Annotated in this window: 15 protein-coding genes; 4 read left to right on the forward strand and 11 right to left on the reverse strand. The window is 41.8% G+C overall.

The window, feature by feature from the left end; genetic code table 11:
- Window positions 1–9: 9 nt before the first annotated feature.
- The 4 genes from rsxC to ABWP91_RS01055 form a co-directional block, all read right to left on the reverse strand.
- Window positions 10–2,544 carry an electron transport complex subunit RsxC gene (gene rsxC, locus ABWP91_RS01040; protein ID WP_353241607.1) on the reverse strand — a complete coding sequence of 845 codons (2,535 nt, stop codon included), beginning with the start codon at window positions 2,542–2,544 and terminating at the stop codon, window positions 10–12.
- Window positions 2,537–3,151, reverse strand: coding sequence for an electron transport complex subunit RsxB (gene rsxB / locus ABWP91_RS01045; RefSeq protein ID WP_273804840.1), 615 nt, complete (start codon window positions 3,149–3,151; stop codon window positions 2,537–2,539). The genes rsxC and rsxB overlap by 8 nt, the downstream gene beginning before the upstream one ends.
- Complete coding sequence (gene rsxA, locus ABWP91_RS01050) at window positions 3,151–3,732, reverse strand: electron transport complex subunit RsxA (protein ID WP_219247833.1); 582 nt, start codon at window positions 3,730–3,732, stop codon at window positions 3,151–3,153. The genes rsxB and rsxA overlap by 1 nt, the downstream gene beginning before the upstream one ends.
- An 88-nt stretch (window positions 3,733–3,820) precedes the next feature.
- Window positions 3,821–4,261 (reverse strand): DUF2569 domain-containing protein, encoded by a 441-nt coding sequence (locus tag ABWP91_RS01055; protein WP_353241608.1) that lies wholly within the window; start codon window positions 4,259–4,261, stop codon window positions 3,821–3,823.
- A 393-nt stretch (window positions 4,262–4,654) separates the two neighbouring features.
- Here ABWP91_RS01055 and ABWP91_RS01060 point away from each other — a divergent pair, with 393 nt between their 5' ends.
- Complete coding sequence (locus ABWP91_RS01060; RefSeq protein WP_353241609.1) at window positions 4,655–5,629, forward strand: bile acid:sodium symporter family protein; 975 nt, start codon at window positions 4,655–4,657, stop codon at window positions 5,627–5,629.
- Window positions 5,630–5,769: 140 nt separating this feature from the next.
- Here the strand turns inward: ABWP91_RS01060 and ABWP91_RS01065 are convergent, their stop codons facing one another.
- Window positions 5,770–6,933 (reverse strand): MFS transporter, encoded by a 1,164-nt coding sequence (locus tag ABWP91_RS01065; RefSeq protein ID WP_353241610.1) that lies wholly within the window; start codon window positions 6,931–6,933, stop codon window positions 5,770–5,772.
- A gap of 115 nt (window positions 6,934–7,048) precedes the next feature.
- Here ABWP91_RS01065 and ABWP91_RS01070 point away from each other — a divergent pair, with 115 nt between their 5' ends.
- Window positions 7,049–7,951, forward strand: a complete 903-nt coding sequence (locus tag ABWP91_RS01070) for a LysR family transcriptional regulator (protein ID WP_353241611.1) — start codon at window positions 7,049–7,051, stop codon at window positions 7,949–7,951.
- Between the two features lie 177 nt (window positions 7,952–8,128).
- Here ABWP91_RS01070 and add read toward each other — a convergent pair whose 3' ends face one another.
- The 3 genes from add to manA form a co-directional block, all read right to left on the reverse strand.
- Entirely contained in the window at window positions 8,129–9,130 is a 1,002-nt protein-coding gene (add, locus tag ABWP91_RS01075; protein ID WP_353241612.1) for an adenosine deaminase, read from the reverse strand.
- 192 nt (window positions 9,131–9,322) lie between these two features.
- Window positions 9,323–10,972 carry a YdgA family protein gene (locus tag ABWP91_RS01080; RefSeq protein WP_353241613.1) on the reverse strand — a complete coding sequence of 550 codons (1,650 nt, stop codon included), beginning with the start codon at window positions 10,970–10,972 and terminating at the stop codon, window positions 9,323–9,325.
- A 110-nt stretch (window positions 10,973–11,082) separates the two neighbouring features.
- Window positions 11,083–12,258, reverse strand: coding sequence for a mannose-6-phosphate isomerase (gene manA, locus ABWP91_RS01085; protein ID WP_353241614.1), 1,176 nt, complete (start codon window positions 12,256–12,258; stop codon window positions 11,083–11,085).
- Between the two features lie 179 nt (window positions 12,259–12,437).
- On the opposite strand from manA, the gene fumC reads away from it, so the two are divergent.
- A complete protein-coding gene (gene fumC, locus ABWP91_RS01090) occupies window positions 12,438–13,835 on the forward strand; it encodes a class II fumarate hydratase (protein ID WP_219247843.1) in 1,398 nt (465 codons plus the stop codon).
- 56 nt (window positions 13,836–13,891) lie between these two features.
- On the opposite strand, the gene tus is transcribed toward fumC, so the two are convergent.
- The 3 genes from tus to ABWP91_RS01105 all read right to left on the reverse strand — a co-directional run bounded on the left by tus (window position 13,892) and on the right by ABWP91_RS01105 (window position 16,848).
- On the reverse strand, window positions 13,892–14,800 hold the full coding sequence (gene tus / locus ABWP91_RS01095) for a DNA replication terminus site-binding protein (protein ID WP_353241615.1): 909 nt from the start codon (window positions 14,798–14,800) through the stop codon (window positions 13,892–13,894).
- A gap of 115 nt (window positions 14,801–14,915) precedes the next feature.
- The gene (locus tag ABWP91_RS01100) at window positions 14,916–15,494 is read right to left on the reverse strand and encodes a lytic polysaccharide monooxygenase (RefSeq protein ID WP_219247847.1); all 579 of its coding nucleotides are present in this window, start codon (window positions 15,492–15,494) and stop codon (window positions 14,916–14,918) included.
- Window positions 15,495–15,576: 82 nt separating this feature from the next.
- The gene (locus tag ABWP91_RS01105) at window positions 15,577–16,848 is read right to left on the reverse strand and encodes an MFS transporter (protein ID WP_353241616.1); all 1,272 of its coding nucleotides are present in this window, start codon (window positions 16,846–16,848) and stop codon (window positions 15,577–15,579) included.
- 114 nt (window positions 16,849–16,962) lie between these two features.
- Here ABWP91_RS01105 and ABWP91_RS01110 point away from each other — a divergent pair, with 114 nt between their 5' ends.
- The gene (locus tag ABWP91_RS01110) at window positions 16,963–17,868 is read left to right on the forward strand and encodes a LysR family transcriptional regulator (RefSeq protein WP_353241617.1); all 906 of its coding nucleotides are present in this window, start codon (window positions 16,963–16,965) and stop codon (window positions 17,866–17,868) included.
- The last annotated feature ends 8 nt before the right edge of the window (window positions 17,869–17,876 follow it).

A 17,876-nucleotide genomic window follows, 5' to 3' on the forward strand; every position in this document is an offset into this window, starting at 1 on the left:
CGTTATCACTTACTCTGTTATCGTTTGTTCATTGTGCTTTTCAGCTTGTTTCGCTTTGACGCGAGCAATCGCAGCTGCAACCGCAATTTTGCGAGGGTCGGTCTCTTCCTCAATAGGTTGCTCAGCTGCAGGCGATAATTCATCAACTGCCGCTTGCGCCTGCGCCGCTTTTTTGGCTTTCGCACGGGCAATTGCCGCCGCAACAGCCGCTTTGTGTGGGTCAACTTCGGTTTCGACTGGAGCTTCAACCGCAGGCGCAGTTTGCTCCTGTGCGGCTTTTTTGGCTTTTGCACGGGCAATGGCAGCAGCTACAGCCGCTTTGCGCGGGTCGACATCGGTTTCGATTGGAGTTTCAACCGCAGGCTCAGTTTGCGCCTGCGCCGCTTTTTTAGCTTTCGCACGGGCAATTGCAGCAGCTACAGCCGCTTTGCGCGGGTCAACTTCGGTTTCGATTGGAGCTTCAACCACAGGCGCAGTTTGCTCCTGCGCCGCTTTTTTAGCTTTCGCACGGGCAATTGCCGCCGCAACAGCGGCTTTGCGCGGGTCAACTTCGGTTTCGATTGGAGTTTCAACCGCAGGCGCAGTTTGCTGCTGCGCGGCTTTTTTAGCTTTCGCACGGGCAATTGCAGCAGCTACAGCCGCTTTGCGCGGGTCAACTTCGGTTTCGATTGGAGCTTCAACCGCAGGCGCAGTTTGCTCCTGTGCGGCTTTTTTGGCTTTCGCACGGGCAATTGCTGCCGCTACAGCCGCTTTGCGCGGGTCAACTTCGGTTTCGATTGGAGCTTCAACCGCAGGCGCAGTTTGCTCCTGCGTGGCCTTTTTGGCTTTCGCACGGGCAATTGCCGCCGCAACAGCCGCTTTGCGTGGGTCATCATTAGGTTCACTAACTGGAGCATTAACTTGCTCATCAGCCAGTTTTTCAGCCTGTTTGGCTCGAGCTTGTGCTTTTCGCGCTTCACGAGCGGCAATAACTGCACTGTTATCTGGTAATTCGCCAGAAACAATTTTGATTGGCTCTTGGCTGGCTGTTTGTTTTGCTTTGACTCGTGCTAATGCCGCATTTACAGCGTCTTTATCTGCACTTTCAACTTGAACCGCTGCTTTCTTATGGCGTTCTTCGCGGGCAAGTTTGTCACGTTCCATTCGTTGTTGTTTGGCTTCAAAGCGTAACTTCGCTTCTGCCGCACGGCGCTCTTCTTGTGCGATTTCACGAATTTCTGCTTTTTCTTGGCGATAGTACTGGACTAGCGGAATATTACTTGGGCAAACATAGGCGCAAGCACCACACTCAATGCAATCGAACAAATTATGTTTTTGCGCTTTTTCATGCTCATCACCTTTGCTGAACCAGTATAATTGCTGGGGTAATAAAGCCGCAGGGCAGGCATCAACACATAACCCACAACGGATACAGGCCTCTTCAAGGGCTTTTGGCCCCATTTCTTCCATTGTTGGCACTAAAAGGCAATTACAAATTTTGACTACGGGGACATTGAGGTCGGGTAGGGTAAAGCCCATCAATGGGCCACCCATGATCACCATTTGTTCCGGTTCAGGGTTAAATCCCGACTGTTGCAGTAAGTGTTTCACTGGCGTACCTAAACGCGCCCAGAAATTACCCGGTTGGGAAATGGCTTCACCCGTCACTGTCACAACACGCTCAATTAATGGCTGACCATCAATCACGGCCCGTTTAATGGCGACAACTGTCCCCACGTTTTGCATCAATACCCCAATTTGGGATGAACGAGCGCCAGATGGCACTTCTTTACCCGTTAAAATTTTCGTTAGCTGTTTAGCACCCCCTGAAGGGTATTTCGTGGGGATCACGCGAACAAAAATTTTGGCGTCTTGCCTTGTAATGGCCTTATTTAGAGCTTGGATAGCTTCTGGTTTATTATCTTCAATACCAATCAAGACTTGGTCTGGGTTCAACAAATGCTGTAAGACACGGCAGCCTTCAATCACCTCATGGGCATGCTCTTGCATTAACCTATCATCAGCGGTGATATAAGGCTCACATTCAGCGGCATTGATAATTAATGTTTTAATTGCATCTTTACCGCCGGCTAATTTAGATGCCGTCGGGAAGCCCGCACCACCTAAACCCGCAATCCCAGCTTGCTCAATTTTATGCAGCAATTCTGGTTTGGTTAACTGTTGGTAATTTGGAACTGGTGTTAATGGGCACCAAGCATCTTGGCCATCAGATTTAATGCGTACACATAATTCTTTTAAGCCTGAAGGGTGTGCTGTCACCATTGGTTCAATTGCGGTAATCGTTCCTGAGGTTGAAGCGTGAACAGGTACCGTACGGCCAAGGCCGCGTGTTAACGGCTGGCCTTTAAGCACGGTATCACCCACTTGCACAATAAGCTCGCCTTCAGGGCCTAAATGCTGTTGCAACGGGATAATCAGCTCATTAGGTACGGTTGCAATACGCATAGGGGTACGGCTAGATTGCAGCTTCATTTCAGGCGGGTGAATACCCCCGTCAAAATCCCAGATATTGTCTTTTTTCAACCAGTTGAATAATTTACGCATGGGAATTCTCCCTTGCTGGCATCACAGGTTGCTCAATAGGGTCAACCGAAATATTCTTCACCGGAATGGTATTTAAGTCCCACTTCCAATTTGCAGTCGTTGTTTTCACGGGCACAAGTTCAATACAGTCAGTTGGGCAGGGCGCGACACACAAATCGCACCCTGTACATAAATCTTCAATTACGGTATGCATGGCGCGTGTGGCACCAACAATGGCGTCAACAGGGCAGGCTTGGATGCATTTTGTGCAGCCGATACAATTTTCTTCATCGATAATGGCGACTTTACGCACAGGGTTCTGTGCTGCTTCATCACCATCAATAGGCTGCGGGTCGACATTCAGCAATTCTGCTATTTTTAGCATAACTTGCTCGCCACCAGGGGCACACTTGTTGATCATTTCACCATTGTTCGCTACCGCTTCCGCGTAAGGGCGGCAACCAGGGTAGCTACATTGACCACATTGGCTTTGAGGTAAAATGGCTTCAACTTGCTCGACAATAGGGTCGGCTTCCACTTTAAAACGTAATGAAGCATAGCCTAAAATTAGACCAAAAATTAAGCCAAATACGGCCAATATACCGATGGCAATCCAGACAGACATCATTAGAATTTCACCAAACCACTAAAGCCCATGAAGGCGAGTGACATCAGCCCAGCAGTGATCAGGCCAATGGAAGAACCACGGAATGGGGCAGGGACGTTGGCAACAGCAAGTCGCTCACGGATAGCGGCAAACAGGACCATAACAAGAGAGAAGCCCACAGAAGCACCAAACCCATACACCGCAGATTGCAAGAAGCTATGGGACATATTGATGTTTAACAGTGCGACACCTAATACCGCGCAGTTTGTTGTGATCAAGGGTAAGAAAATACCTAATAACCGGTATAAGGTAGGGCTTGTTTTTCGCACAACCATTTCTGTAAATTGCACCACGACAGCAATCGCAAGGATAAAGCTCAGTGTGCGCAAATAGAGAAGGTCAAGAGGAACAAGGATTAACGTATCAATTAACCATGAGCTTATGGAAGCCAGCGTCATAACAAACGCAGTTGCAAGCCCCATGCCAATGGCAGGTTCTAATTTTTTTGATACACCCATAAATGGGCATAACCCAAGAAATTTAACAAGGACGAAGTTGTTAACCAGCACCGTACCAATAAAGAGTAATAGATAATCAGTCATGCTATTGCCTGAAATGAAAATATAAAGAACAAAAACTGGCCGAAGCCAGTTAAACTGCCATTATGATATCAAGCAATTTTTGTGATGCTTATCGATCTTGTGTGAAAGTCATTTTAACTCGTTGAGAACGCTTTAAATAAGGAACAAAAAAACCTGCGCCCAATAGAGGCCAAGCAAGGACCTGCAAAGCTGTGTTGTCATCAATCGGTGAAAAGGCAAATGTTTTCAGGCCTAATAACAATAAGATAAGCAGCCAAATCGTGAAGCGGCGAGGGAAGTGCTTTGAGCGAGAAAACATTAGCTGAAGCACATGAACACTAAAGATTGTCATACCAATCGAGATGGCAAATGACAAATACCACGCGGCAGGAATAAAACTTGTCCAACCATCGACTGTGGTAATGATTTCATACAGCTTGATGCAATACATTACCGTCATGCTACAAACAGCTAAGAAGGTTAGCAGTAAGTAGATTGCAGGAACCAAAAGCCAACCCGTTAGGCGGTTAGCGTCATAAACTGAACTCATAAATAATTATCCATTTTTAGCCAATCGCAATAGATTTCACAATTCTATCATAGATTTATTTGCCAACTCATTCCTTCTAATGCTACTTTTCGATGTTTATTTATATCTACAGCGATGAAAAACTAAGCCATGACGAAGATTTACCGATGATCGATAGGGATCTAGTGAGGATCTTCATAAAAAATGGCTGTTTTACACTGAAAATGTGCTTTTCTTGAGAACATACTAAATTGACGTTGTTACATTGCGAAAGGTATGTGACGCTGTCACTTTTATGGGTTCAGGGATGCTGAGATTTTTTCCATTGAAAAATGAATTATTACAGCTATCTTTTAAGGCTAAAACCGATTTTAAGGCCAACTAAAAACGCTGGCTTTTGTAATGGATAAACACATGAACTTACTTGCAAAACTGAGAATTGACCCTTTTTTACTGATCATGATTTGCGTTGTGGTTGTGGCAAGCCTATTTCCTTGTGAAGGTGATATTAAAACGGGCTTCCAATACCTCACAACTGCGGCGATAGCCTTACTGTTTTTTATGCATGGTGCCAAGTTATCACGCGAATCAATCATGGCAGGGATAGGGCACTGGCGCTTACATCTACTGGTATTTGCAAGTACCTTTATTTTATTCCCCATTATTGGTCTCGGTTTAGCGGTTATTGTACCTGCATGGATGTCGCCAACGGTTTATATGGGTTTCCTTTACTTGTGCGCATTACCCGCAACTGTTCAATCCGCTATCGCATTCACTTCTGTTGCAGGTGGTAATATCGCCGCGGCGATTTGTAGTGCTTCCGCATCAAGTATTTTGGGGGTCTTCCTTTCACCTATCTTGGTTGGTCTTTTGATGGATGCAGACGGCAGCCAAGCGATGGATACACTCAATGCTATTGGCTCTATTCTCATGCAGTTAATGCTGCCTTTCGTTGTAGGGCATTTATCACGTCCATTAATTGCTAATTGGATTAATCGCCATCGTAAGTTAGTGAATATGACTGACCGATCTTCCATATTACTTGTCGTCTATGTGGCATTTAGCGAAGCTGTGGTAGAGGGGATTTGGCAGAAAATTGATGCATACTCGTTGCTGATGATTGTTGTCGTGACATGTATTATTTTATTTGTTGTCATAGTGGTGAATACGTTAGCAGCGCGTTTGTTTGGCTTTAGCAAAGAAGATGAGATTACAATTGTTTTCTGTGGGTCGAAAAAGAGTTTGGCGAACGGTGTTCCGATGGCTAATGTGCTATTTCCAGCGGCAACGGTAGGGGTAATTTTGCTGCCGTTGATGATATTCCACCAAGTCCAATTAATGGTAAGCGCGGTATTAGCACAGCGTTATGCTAAACGTTTATCTAAGTAAAGAAATGATCAGATGTCATGGGCAACGTCCTTGTTCAGGTTGCCGTTTTCACGAGACAGATAATGACACTCTATAAGCCTTGAGGTTAAAGGCTTATAGATGATAACTTAAGATCTGATAGCTTAAATGAGCGCGAGGTTTTATTCACGCTCCTCTTTTAAACGAAAGTAAAGGTTAACTGCACTAAACAAAGATACGGCTAAAATTCCCAAGGCAATTAACGGAAATGTGTAGATATCACCATGTTCCAGTAGTATCCCTCCGCTAATCCCACCGACTGAAATGGCACAATTCCAGCTTGTGGTGTAAACAGCTTGCGCTAAGTCGACATTTTTTCCAGATAAACGCGCTAAAATCATTTGTGTTATTGCTGCGAAACCGCCAATGCCTATTCCCCAAATAACGACGGAGTTATAAATTCCTAGTGAATTATTTGCATAATATCTCATCAAATATGATGCAAAGGTAAAAAATAGAATACTTAATATCAGCATAAAGACAGGTTTTTTATCAACAAGCATTCCAGTAAACCATAAACTCAACAACGAACCGATGCCAAAAACAAACAAAACTTGGTCAACTTGAGGGGCTAATCCTGAAATGCTTAGAAAAGGTTCGATATAAATATATAACAGGTTATGTGCGACAATTAATGTGAAAACAATAAATAGCAGAGAAAGAATATTTTTATTGGCTAATGCACTCATTGTGCTTAATGCTGTGCTTTCTTTTTGTCCAGGGAAATCAGGTACTTTATGTATAATCCAAAAGGTTAGGATAATACAAAGCAAACTGATCAATATAAAAGTCCCTTGCCAAGTGATAAAATTGCTAATGAACGAACCCAGAGGTACTCCCAGTACAAGAGCCAAAGTTGCCCCTGAACCTGATATAGCGATAGCCTTTCCACTTAAGTGTGGTGGGGACATTCTGACAGCATACCCTGCAAGCAAAGACCAAATTAACCCGCCGAGCATACCTGCAATAAAACGCGCAATAAGTGACAGCGTTACATTATGCGAGAACGCAGTCACTAAATTTACCGCCGCAAACCCAGTAACAGCAAATAACAATAGAGGACGTCTACGCAGTTTATGGGTAAGTAGGGTGATAGGAATTGCAGCTATCATAGCCCCCAATGCATAAGTGGTAATAAATTGCCCTACAATGCTTTCATTCGTCTCTAAACTTAATGCAATCTTCGATAACAACCCAGCAGGTACAATCTCTGTCAGTAATGTAATAAATGCTGCTGATGCTAGAGCCAATAGCCCACCAATTTGTAGCTTATTGTTTTCTCTCACACAATCACCTTGAAATGTATTTATTTAAGGATGAAGAGTGCCATTTTATGACTAAAAGAAAAATACGCTGGAATGCATAATACTTATGACTTTAATGTCATTAATTAGGTGATAAATGGATAATTTAAGCGCTTTGAATATCTTTGTTGTCGTTAACAATGCAGGTAGCTTTACTCAAGCAGGGAAACATCTTGGAATATCCGCCTCTGCGGTTAGCAAGTCGATTTCACGTTTTGAACAACGACTTGGTGTCCGTTTGTTTCATCGTTCAACGCGTACATTAATGTTAACCACTGAAGGTGTTGTTTTTTTACGCCGCTGCCGACAGATACTCAATGAAATTGAATCTGCTGAAATGGAACTTGTCGAGTTAAAATCCATACCGAAAGGGCGACTTCGTATTAGCCTTCCTTCAGTTGGTACAAAATTCATGTCCGTTTTAGGTGAATTCGCTCGCCAATATCCAATGATCAATCTGGATATTGATTATTCTGACAATCTTGTTGATATCATCAAAGGGGACTTTGATGCCGTAATTAGAACAGGAAATCCTAAGAGTTCAGGCTTAACCGCAAGGAGAATTGGAGAAAGTCGTAGAGTTATTGTGGGGGCACCGCATTACTTTAATGGCATTTCGCTACCTGTTCATCCTGAAGAATTATTGCAACACAAATGTTTACGTTACAGATTTCCACATAACGGGAAATTGGATAGCTGGCCTTTCCAGTTGACTGATTTTCCTTATGATAATGTGCTTCCTATGAATATGGTTGCAAATTCGCTAGACCCATTAATTAGTTTTGTAGAGCAAGGATTTGGACTGGCTTGTTTACCTGAAATGGTGCTGTATGAGCAGATAAACAGTGGTAAATTAATCACTGTTTTAGATGATTATTTAACTGACCCAATGGTTTTTCACATTGTGTGGCCTTCAAGTCGCTTTTTATCACCGAAAGTACGTGTATTTATTGATTTCATTGTAGATAATTTATTTCAATCGTTAGCCAGAGAAGCATAGCGAGTCATGGCGAACACGGTGAGAATGTTTATTACACCCATATTAGTTACAACATTCAATTATTAATTAGTTCTAAACCCTTAACATCAAAATAGGGATTATAGTCACCTAGGAAAAATCAGGGATAGGGCATATACGAAGAGTGGGCACCGAATGATGCCCTTAATGAATCATTGATTAACGGTTTGCTGCTTTTTGGCTTAAAGCCGCTTTCTCACTGTCAGATAAAAACGCCATTGTTAGGCCGTTGCGTTGAGCTTGTTCTATCTGGGCAGCACTTAAACCAGCTTGCGGAGCTGCAACTTCATATTCATGGCGCAACTCAATACCTTGAACGGCTGGGTCATCAGTATTAATCGATGCTAATACACCGTGTTGTAAAAAGGTTTTGAGGGGATGTTGTGCTAATGAAGGCACTGTGCTCGTTTGGATATTCGACGTTAAACAGCTTTCCATGCCAATTTGGTGTTGCACTAAATATTCAATCAGAGCAGGGTCTTCAATGGCTTTTACACCATGACCAATACGTTGTGCGCCTAATTCTTTGATGGCATGCCAAATACTGGCTGCACCAGCGGCTTCACCCGCATGCACAGTAATGTTTAAACCTGTATCACGAGCCTTGATAAAGTGGTCTTCAAATAACTCACCAGGGAAACCTAACTCATCACCCGCAAGGTCTAAAGCACATAACTGATTGCGATGTGCAAGTAAGCCTTGCAACTCAGTAGTACAGGCTTTTTGCCCAAATGTACGGCTCAAGATACCAATGAGATTAATTTTAATATCATACTGGCGACAACCAGCTTGCACACCATCAATAATCGCTTCCACTACACCTTCAACTGGCAACTGGTACTTCATGGCCATGTAATAAGGTGAAAAACGTAATTCTGCATAATCGATACCTGCATTGAAGGCATCTTCGACGTTTTCAAGTGCAACGCGGCGACAGGCATCTAAATCAGCGAGAACAGCAACACCCCAATCTAATTTTGCTAAGAAACCGACTAAGTCGGCTTCTTGGCCTATAATTTGTACGTGAGGGCGCAACGCTTCAAGTTCAGTGGCAGGCAGCTGAATGTTGTGTTCTTTCGCTAAGGAAAGAATAGTTTCTGGACGGATATTACCATCAAGGTGGCGATGTAAATCGGTTAAAGGGAGATTTGTTTTTATCACGGAATGTTCCTTTATCTATTTTCTTCCCTTATTTTGGCGGTTATAACGGCAAAAGCAATTTTAAATCACGAAAAATGTGAAACGCGTTTATTTATTACATTAAAATCGTGATATGTATCACGTTATTTTCTGTGGGATAAAAAAACGCCAATCAAATTGACTGGCGCTTTTAATCTTTTCAGATAACAGAAATTAGTTGGCTGGCGCTTCTTGCGGAGCAGGTGCTAATTCCGGTGCTTCCATCTCTGGTGCTACTTCAGCGCCAGGTGCCGGTTCAGCTTCATACTCTAAAGTATCATCTTCTGGGTTAGACATCACTTTCATCTTAGTCAGGAATTCAGCTAAGGTGTATTTATCGTTATTGAATGTCAGGTCATTACCTGCAAACTTGATAGTCATAGTTAAATCATTTTCGCTATCAATCATCCAAGGTGATTTTTTCTGTTTTGCTTTTTCAGCACGTTCTTCGTCAGTCATGAACATTTCTTCGAATGGGGAAGAGAACATGTCAGAGGTTAACATTTGCTGAACGCCTTCAAACTCAGACGTGACCATACCTTTCATTTCTTTCTTTGTATCAGCATCAACAGGTACACCTTGGTCGATGATCATGGTTTGAGTCATGGATTCAATCAACATAGGTTTGTTCAGTTTCAGGTTGAAATCAAAAGAAGAAATCAGTTGTTTGATTGCTTCATCAACTTTGTTAGACATGGCTAACGCAGTGATTTCGTCTTGGTTCCATTTGTTAAATGTGATGTTTAAGTCAACAGAACTTTGGCCAGCTTCGTTTTTCCAGTAGAACGGGCTAACAGAGAAAACAGGCTTGCTTTTCATCAGCTCAGGTAATGTTGTAGACATCATTTCCATCGCTAAACGCTCAGTCGCTTCCGTCGGATCGCCACTTGCTAAGCCTTGCGCTAATGCTTCGTTGTATTGCTCAACAAATTTACCTAATGCTTTTGCATCTAATTTTTCAATCGCAACCGTTAATGCGCCTGAACCTAAGTTTTGCTCTAATGCTTTTAAGTCAGCGATGCTGTAAGAGATATTCCCTTTAACATCTTCACCAGTAATAGAGGTATCACTTGAGATTTTGAAATCTTTGAATGAGAATTTAGTATCAGGGATGTTAAAGTCAGTATCCGCAATAACAAACTCTTGTTTACCTGTATAGAAACCGTATTGAGATTTGGTCACATTAGAGACTAATTTTAAGCCTTTTAATGTCATGGATTCGGTTTTATCTTTTTTACCGATAACTAAACTGTCAGTAACTAAAGAAGCATCAACTGCCGCAAGGTCAGCGGTTGTGGAAACATCAAACTTAGAGCCACTGAAAGAAACTGTTGCGTCATCTTTTGTGTATTCAACAGGGATTAACTCTAAATTAGTATCAATGCTCTTGCTGTAACCAATAACGGCATTACCATGAATAAATGGTTTACCTTTGGTTGCTTCAAATAATTCTTTAGTTGTCGCATTGTTCGCTAATTCAACTTGGGTCGCTGCTAATTTAGGCATTAAATTAAACTTAGCAACCTGTGAAATAGGGAATGGACCATGGTCGATATTCGCTTTAAATACGATTGACTCATCAGGTGTTGCAGAGTCTGCTGACGTAATTACGATATCTGCTTGTGAAGAGAAAACACCTTTTTTGTAGTTTTCTAATTTAAAGTTCACACCTGACTCAGGTACATTTACAGCAAAAAAATCGTTGGTTTTCAGGATGACTCGATCAAGTTCATCTTTAACTTTAGAACCTGTATACCATGATGCACCGGTCCACACTGCACCCAGAGCAACGATAACACCAACCGCGACTAATGACTTTTTCATTATAAACATCCATCCTTTCAGTACGTTTCTAACGCACTTATAAATTTGTATAAGTTTTATATAATCGTCCTAATGCTGCGTAAGAAGGACGGTTAATACAGAATATGACACTAAATATTAAATACTCGGGCTAGTTTACCATTACCTTTAATGGAAACACTTTCCTCATACGCAGGCAGAAAAACAGACTCACCAGAATCAATGATAATTTCTTTATTGCCTGAGTTTAAAACTAACTCACCATCAATACAGAATAAAATTGAGGCTGTATCGTTAGTTAGGGTAACCCCCGAGTAGTTAATAGAATATATATTAAATGAAAAATCTTCTACTGGAATATGATATTTCCAGATATTTCCAGATTTTTCGGGGATATTTAACAAATCCTGTGCGGCCGTGGGTTTGAAATCGATATTGGCAATTAACTCAGGTATATCAATATGCTTGTTTGTTAGGCCTGCACGTAACACATTATCTGAGTTGGCCATCACTTCTAAACCGACGCCTTCTAAGTACGCATGCGGTGTTCGCGCATATAAAAACATTGCCTCGCCAGGTTGCAATTCAACTACATTCAACAGGAGAGGGGTAAATAACCCATTATCTTCGGGGTATAAGCTAACCATTTGCTTAATTGAAGCCCAAGGCTCCCCCTGGCGGCTATTTAAAGCTGCTTTTAGTACCCCAAGCGCTAACTCTTTTTGTGCGCCTGTTAAATTCAGAATTTGTGCAAACAATCGAGAAAGACGTTCTTCAGTTGGCGACTGAACAAATAACTGAATATCAGGGTGAGCAGCAGAAACAAAATCAAGTAAAGTTGCAATCTCATCCAAAGGACGGAATGCATTCATGGCTTTAAATGGTGTTAATGCATAGATTAGCTCAGGTTTATGATTATCGTCTTTGTAGTTACGAATCGGCGAATCGAGTGGTATACCCGCTGCATTCTCTTTTGCAAAGCCAACCTCAGCATACTTTTTATTGGGATGAACTTGAACGGACAGAGGCTGAGCCGCACAAAGCACTTTGAAAAGATAAGGCAAGCGGTGGTAAGTCTGCGCAACCTTTTTTCCTAAATACAGCTCAGGGTTACTATCAATTAATGTATTTAGCGGCGTAATTTGATTATTTTGGCTATCGATAACGTCGGAGCTTGCTTTAGGGTGAGCTCCCATCCAAAGCTCAGCCATTGGCAAATTCTCTGGATTTGCGATTCCGTACAGCTGTGTTAGGGCGCTTTTGCTTCCCCAATCATAATTTTGGACTTTGTTTATCATTTTAAGCATAGCAAAATTCTCTTTTTTGTAAAAATCAACTCATTTCCTTAACATCAGGGCACAATAAGCTCGACCAAGTCTCATAAATGAAATTCAATTTGTGGCATTATACTGCTCGGTTATTTGCTTACCTGCAAGCAGATGATTCTAAAATCAATTATTCTGTGTATGTACCTAAGGAGATAGTAATGGCAGCCACTCGCATTGAAAAAGACTCAATGGGGCCTATCGAAGTACCTGCTGACCAATTGTGGGGCGCGCAAACGCAGCGTTCTTTAGAACATTTCCGTATATCTGTAGAAAAAATGCCAGTCGCGCTTATCCACGCACTTGCGATTACAAAAAAAGCGGCAGCAAGTGTGAATATGGATTTAGGGTTACTCGTAAAAGAACGTGGCGATGCAATTCTTGCAGCTGCTGACGAAGTCTTAGCGGGTAAACACCCAACAGAATTTCCGTTAGCGATTTGGCAAACGGGTTCTGGTACACAAAGTAACATGAACATGAATGAAGTGTTAGCAAATCGTGGAAGTGAAATTTTAGGTGGACAAAGAGGTAATGACCGTCTAATTCACCCAAATGATGATGTTAACAAAAGCCAAAGTTCAAATGATGTCTTCCCAACTGCGATGCACGTAGCTGCTGTTGTAGCAATTCGTGAACATCTGCTCCCAGAACTGAAAATTTTGCATAAAACTCTAGATGCAAAAGCAAAAGAATTCAAAGACATTGTTAAAATTGGCCGTACCCACTTACAAGATGCAACACCGCTGACTTTAGGCCAAGAAATTTCTGGCTGGGCGGCGATGTTAGCCCATAGCGAAAAGCACATTGAGAACGCGGTTCCTCATGTTTGTGAATTAGCATTAGGAGGGACCGCAGTAGGTACGGGCCTGAATACTCACCCTGAATATGCTGTTCGTGTCGCGAAAAAAATCGCAGAATTAACAGGGCAGCCATTCATCACAGCGCCGAATAAATTCGAAGCACTAGCAACGTGCGATAGCTTAGTCCATGCTCATGGCGCATTAAAAGGTTTAGCAGCATCATTAATGAAAATCGCTAATGATGTTAGATGGTTAGCATCGGGCCCTCGTTGTGGTATTGGTGAAATTTCAATTCCAGAAAACGAACCAGGTAGTTCAATCATGCCAGGTAAAGTTAACCCAACACAATGTGAAGCATTAACCATGCTGTGTGCACAAGTTATGGGTAACGATGTAGCTGTAAACATCGGTGGTGCTTCGGGTAACTTTGAATTAAACGTTTTTCGTCCAATGTTAATTGATAACTTCCTGCAATCGGTTCGTTTATTAGCAGATGGTATGCGCAGCTTTAACGAACACTGTGCGGTAGGTATCGAGCCAAACCGTGAGCGTATTGAAAAATTACTGCATGAATCATTAATGCTAGTGACCGCATTAAATACGCACATTGGTTATGATAAAGCTGCTGAAATTGCGAAAAAAGCGCATAAAGAAGGCCTAACACTTAAAGAGTCTGCATTAAAGCTGAACTATTTAACGGAAGAACAGTTTAATGACTGGGTTCGTCCAGAGGACATGGTTGGCAGTATGAAATCTTAATTTAAACGTTAAGATTAAATTTATGACACCCGTTGGCGTAAGTTAGCGGGTGTTTTTTATCGCTCAATATAAAGATTTAGTCGAGGGAGCAATAACTCAACAGGTTTTGCTCGGGGGCGATTACGCAAAGCGATATTATCTGCATGGTAGTCAGGCAACTCTCCAATTTTAATTTCCGCCAATGTTTTTTCTACAGCAAAGACCAATAATGGTGTTGCACAGGCAAATTGAGTCTGTTTTTGTTGTGCCTTATCCCAAACACGAGCAATTGGTTGAACTTTTACAGGACGCTGTGTTTTTAAAACGGCATCATGTGGAAGGGACGCAATCAATTGTATTTCTGTTTTTAACTGCAATTGCCAATGCTCTCGCGTTAGATGAGCAGGGCAACGGCCACTTTCTAAACTGTATTGTAATTTATCGAGCAATGCCTCTCTGGTGATTTTATTGATCACCTTTTTATTCGCCCAGCCAAAGCCCAAAGTGTCTATATCAACTAAATCAGTAAGCGTGCGATAAGTATTAAGCGTGAGTAGGCCATGCAAACTTTCGCGAATAAAATCAAAGCGCTGAGTTTCTTCAACTTGGGTTACAATATTTTTAACTGTACTTTTTAATTGATTAATTTCGGTAATTAACTGATGAAACTGTTGGTAGCCTTGACTATTTGTTTGGATGCACACAACGCCAGGTAAGCGAATTGCTGTTTTATTGCTTAACTCATCTGACTTGTGGTGAATAAATAACAAATTGAGTAGGGTGATTGTTTCTTCAATGGCTTTTGTGCCAGAAACTTTATCAACAATAATTTCGCTTATTTCATTATTTTCATCACCTTTGGCCGTACCCGGTAAGGTAAACACATGAGCAATATAGTGTTTTTGTTCGGAGAGTAAGCGTGAAAGCTGCTTAATCTGTAATTCTAATAAGTTAAATGATTCGATTAATATCTGTTTTTTGTTCATATTAGTTACAACATCCTATATGTTTAAATTAGAATAACATCAGCATCCAGATAAAACAAATGGAAATGGCTAAAAAGGAAGGGGAGGAACTATTCCCCTTATTCTAACATGACTTCTAACCAACAGGTGTGTAAATTATATTTAAATCAATCACTTGATAGAATGCATTTGGCGTATCTGCTATTGTCCAAACTGCTAAAACAATATGTTGCCCATGATTTAAAGGGGGTAAGCTACAACTATGACTTTCCTGATCATTCACTGGGCCTATTTGGTCAACTTTACAAAAAGGTGTTGATTCAAACTGGCTACGCGTTAGGGGGGCATTTGGGTTCCAACCTCTCTTTGTAATAAAATACTCCCATTTTGTGGTTTTGTGTTTTGCTGTTATTTTCCATCTAAAATCAATCTGGACATATTCTAATTTAGAACGTTTCCAACGATTTGCAGATTGTTCATCCAATTGGCCAAAACGGGCAATTCCAGCACTTGCTAGCTTACCATCAGCAGGCCCTCCCTGAGGAAAGCCTTTAGGGGCTTCAAGGGATTGGGGTTCATATTGAACAGGGCCGCAATTAGTATTTTGGCCCTTTTGGCAATAATACGCTCGACTTTCTGGAAATTCGACATACCCATGTGACCAAACTAGAAAGCTACAACAGAAAAGAATAGGGGCAAGTAACAACTGTTTCATTTGATTTCCTCGTTATTAAAAGAGTTCATATCATCCGGTAATAACGAGGGGGAGAAAATTTCAACCTTTATCAGTGTCTAAGCTAATGGTCATAACAGCCTGATTTCAATCGGTATGCAATGATAACACCTACCAATAATATCCCTGCGATAAATAAAGCGACGCCGTTCCAACCATAATTAGCCCAAAATAGCCCACCGACCGTTCCCGCAATACTCGAACCTGCATAATAACTAAATAAGTACAGTGATGATGCCTGCCCGCGAGCCCGTTTAGCACGACGCCCAACCCAGCTACTTGCAACAGAGTGAGCAGCAAAAAAACCAGTTGTTAATAAGGTCATACCCAATAAAACAATCCATACATTCGAATGCAGTGTGACTAAGATACCTAATAACATCATAGCAATAGCAGCAATCAATATATTACCTAAGCCATATTTTTGGGTTAAGCTACCTGTTTTTGTCGCGCTGTATGTCCCCGTTAAGTAGATAACAGACAAAAAGCCAACGGTAGATTGTGAGAAATTATAAGGGGCTTCTAATAAACGGTAACCAATATAGTTATACATTGTGACGAACCCGCCCATGAGCACGAACCCCTCAACAAATAACCAAGGTAAGCCTTTATCCCTAAAATGAAGGTGTAGATTCACCCATAAGTTTTTCGGTTTTAACGAGCTAGCACGAAAATGTTGTGAGGGCGGTAATAAACGCCAGAAACCAATTGCCGCGATTAAAGCTAAAGTCCCTAAAATCACCACGGCGACACGCCATGAAAAATAATCCGCAACAACCCCCGTCATTAAACGGCCACTCATACCTCCAATTGAGTTACCACTGATATAAAGCCCCATGGAAAGAGCCACATAACTCGGGTGGATTTCTTCACTCAAATAGGTCATCGCAACGGCGGCAACACCACTTAACGACAAGCCGACTAAGGCTCTAGCAATCAAAATACCTTGCCAACTTTGCATCACTGAGCTCAATAACGTAAATAATGCCGCGCATGTTAAGGCTATTACCATCACATTTTTGCGGCCAATCGCATCAGATATTGGCCCTGTTATTAATAAGCCTAAGGCCATTAAACCTGTACTTAATGATAGTGCCAAACTGGCCGTTGCGGGGGAGACATTAAAATCAGCGGATAACAACGGTAGAATGGGCTGGACAAAATAGAGCAATGCAAATGTTGCAAACCCAACGGTAAAAAAGGAAAGAGTCACACGCAAATATAATGCATCATCTCTTTGAATATAATGCTTTTTAGGTGAGGTATGTACGGTAGGAACCGTTCTTTCCTTGTCATTCGCTTGCTCAGTCGCCAGGCTATTTGATGAGTGTTCCATGTGTATTCCTTTTCATACCAACTCGATTGATTTCGATCAAATCATAGAAATTTCTCAATTTTTTGTCTAATATATTAATTATGTAAAATAATACTTTAAAGATATCAATTAGCAATGAGTATAGAACTTAGGCATTTACGTTATTTTATTGCGGTCGCAGAGGAGCTGCACTTTGGCCGTGCCGCTGAGCGATTGCATATTTCACAGCCCCCTTTAAGCCAACAAATACAATCACTTGAAGAGAAAGTTCATGCAAAATTATTAGAACGGAATAACCGAAATGTGGCTCTAACGCCAGCGGGTACCATGTTTTTGAAAGAGGCCTACCAAATACTTTCTCAAGTGGATGCGGCATCAACTAAAGCGGCAAGAATGGAGAAGGGGGAATTAGGAGAGCTTTCTATTGGTTTTACCTCGACCACGCCGTTTATGCATAGAGTTACGATGAGCTTACGCCAATATCGTGAAACCTATCCCGAAGTCTCGATTCACATGCACCAAATGAATACAAAACAACAAATTGCACCGCTCGTTACGGGGCGTATTGATATGGGGATTATGAGAAATACGGTTTTACCGGAGCAACTTGACTACCAATTGTTATTTAAAGAGCCATTTATGGTCGCTGTTTATGAAGGCCATCCATTGCTCGAATATGAGAAACAGGGCATTGATATTCAACAGCTTGCAAATTATCCGTTAATCTTTTTTGAACGAGAAGTGGGTACTGCGCTTTATGATGAAATTAACCGCTTATTGACATCTGCGGGTATCGTTCCAAAAATATCCCAAGAGGCGGGTGAAGCGATGACAATACTTGGGCTCGTCTCCGCAGGAATGGGGATATCCATTATTACAGAATCATTCACCAGAATGAAAGTTGATGGTGTAAGGTATGTAAAACTCACTAATATTGAGGCATCATCCGAAGTGTGGTTAGTTTATAATACCCGTAGAACTTTACCCGCGGTGGCCAAAAAACTCACTCATCTTTTGATTTCTAATATTGTGGGTAAATAATTGAGACA

It is taken from the genome of Providencia sp., from assembly GCF_040396775.1.
Taxonomy (GTDB): domain Bacteria; phylum Pseudomonadota; class Gammaproteobacteria; order Enterobacterales; family Enterobacteriaceae; genus Providencia.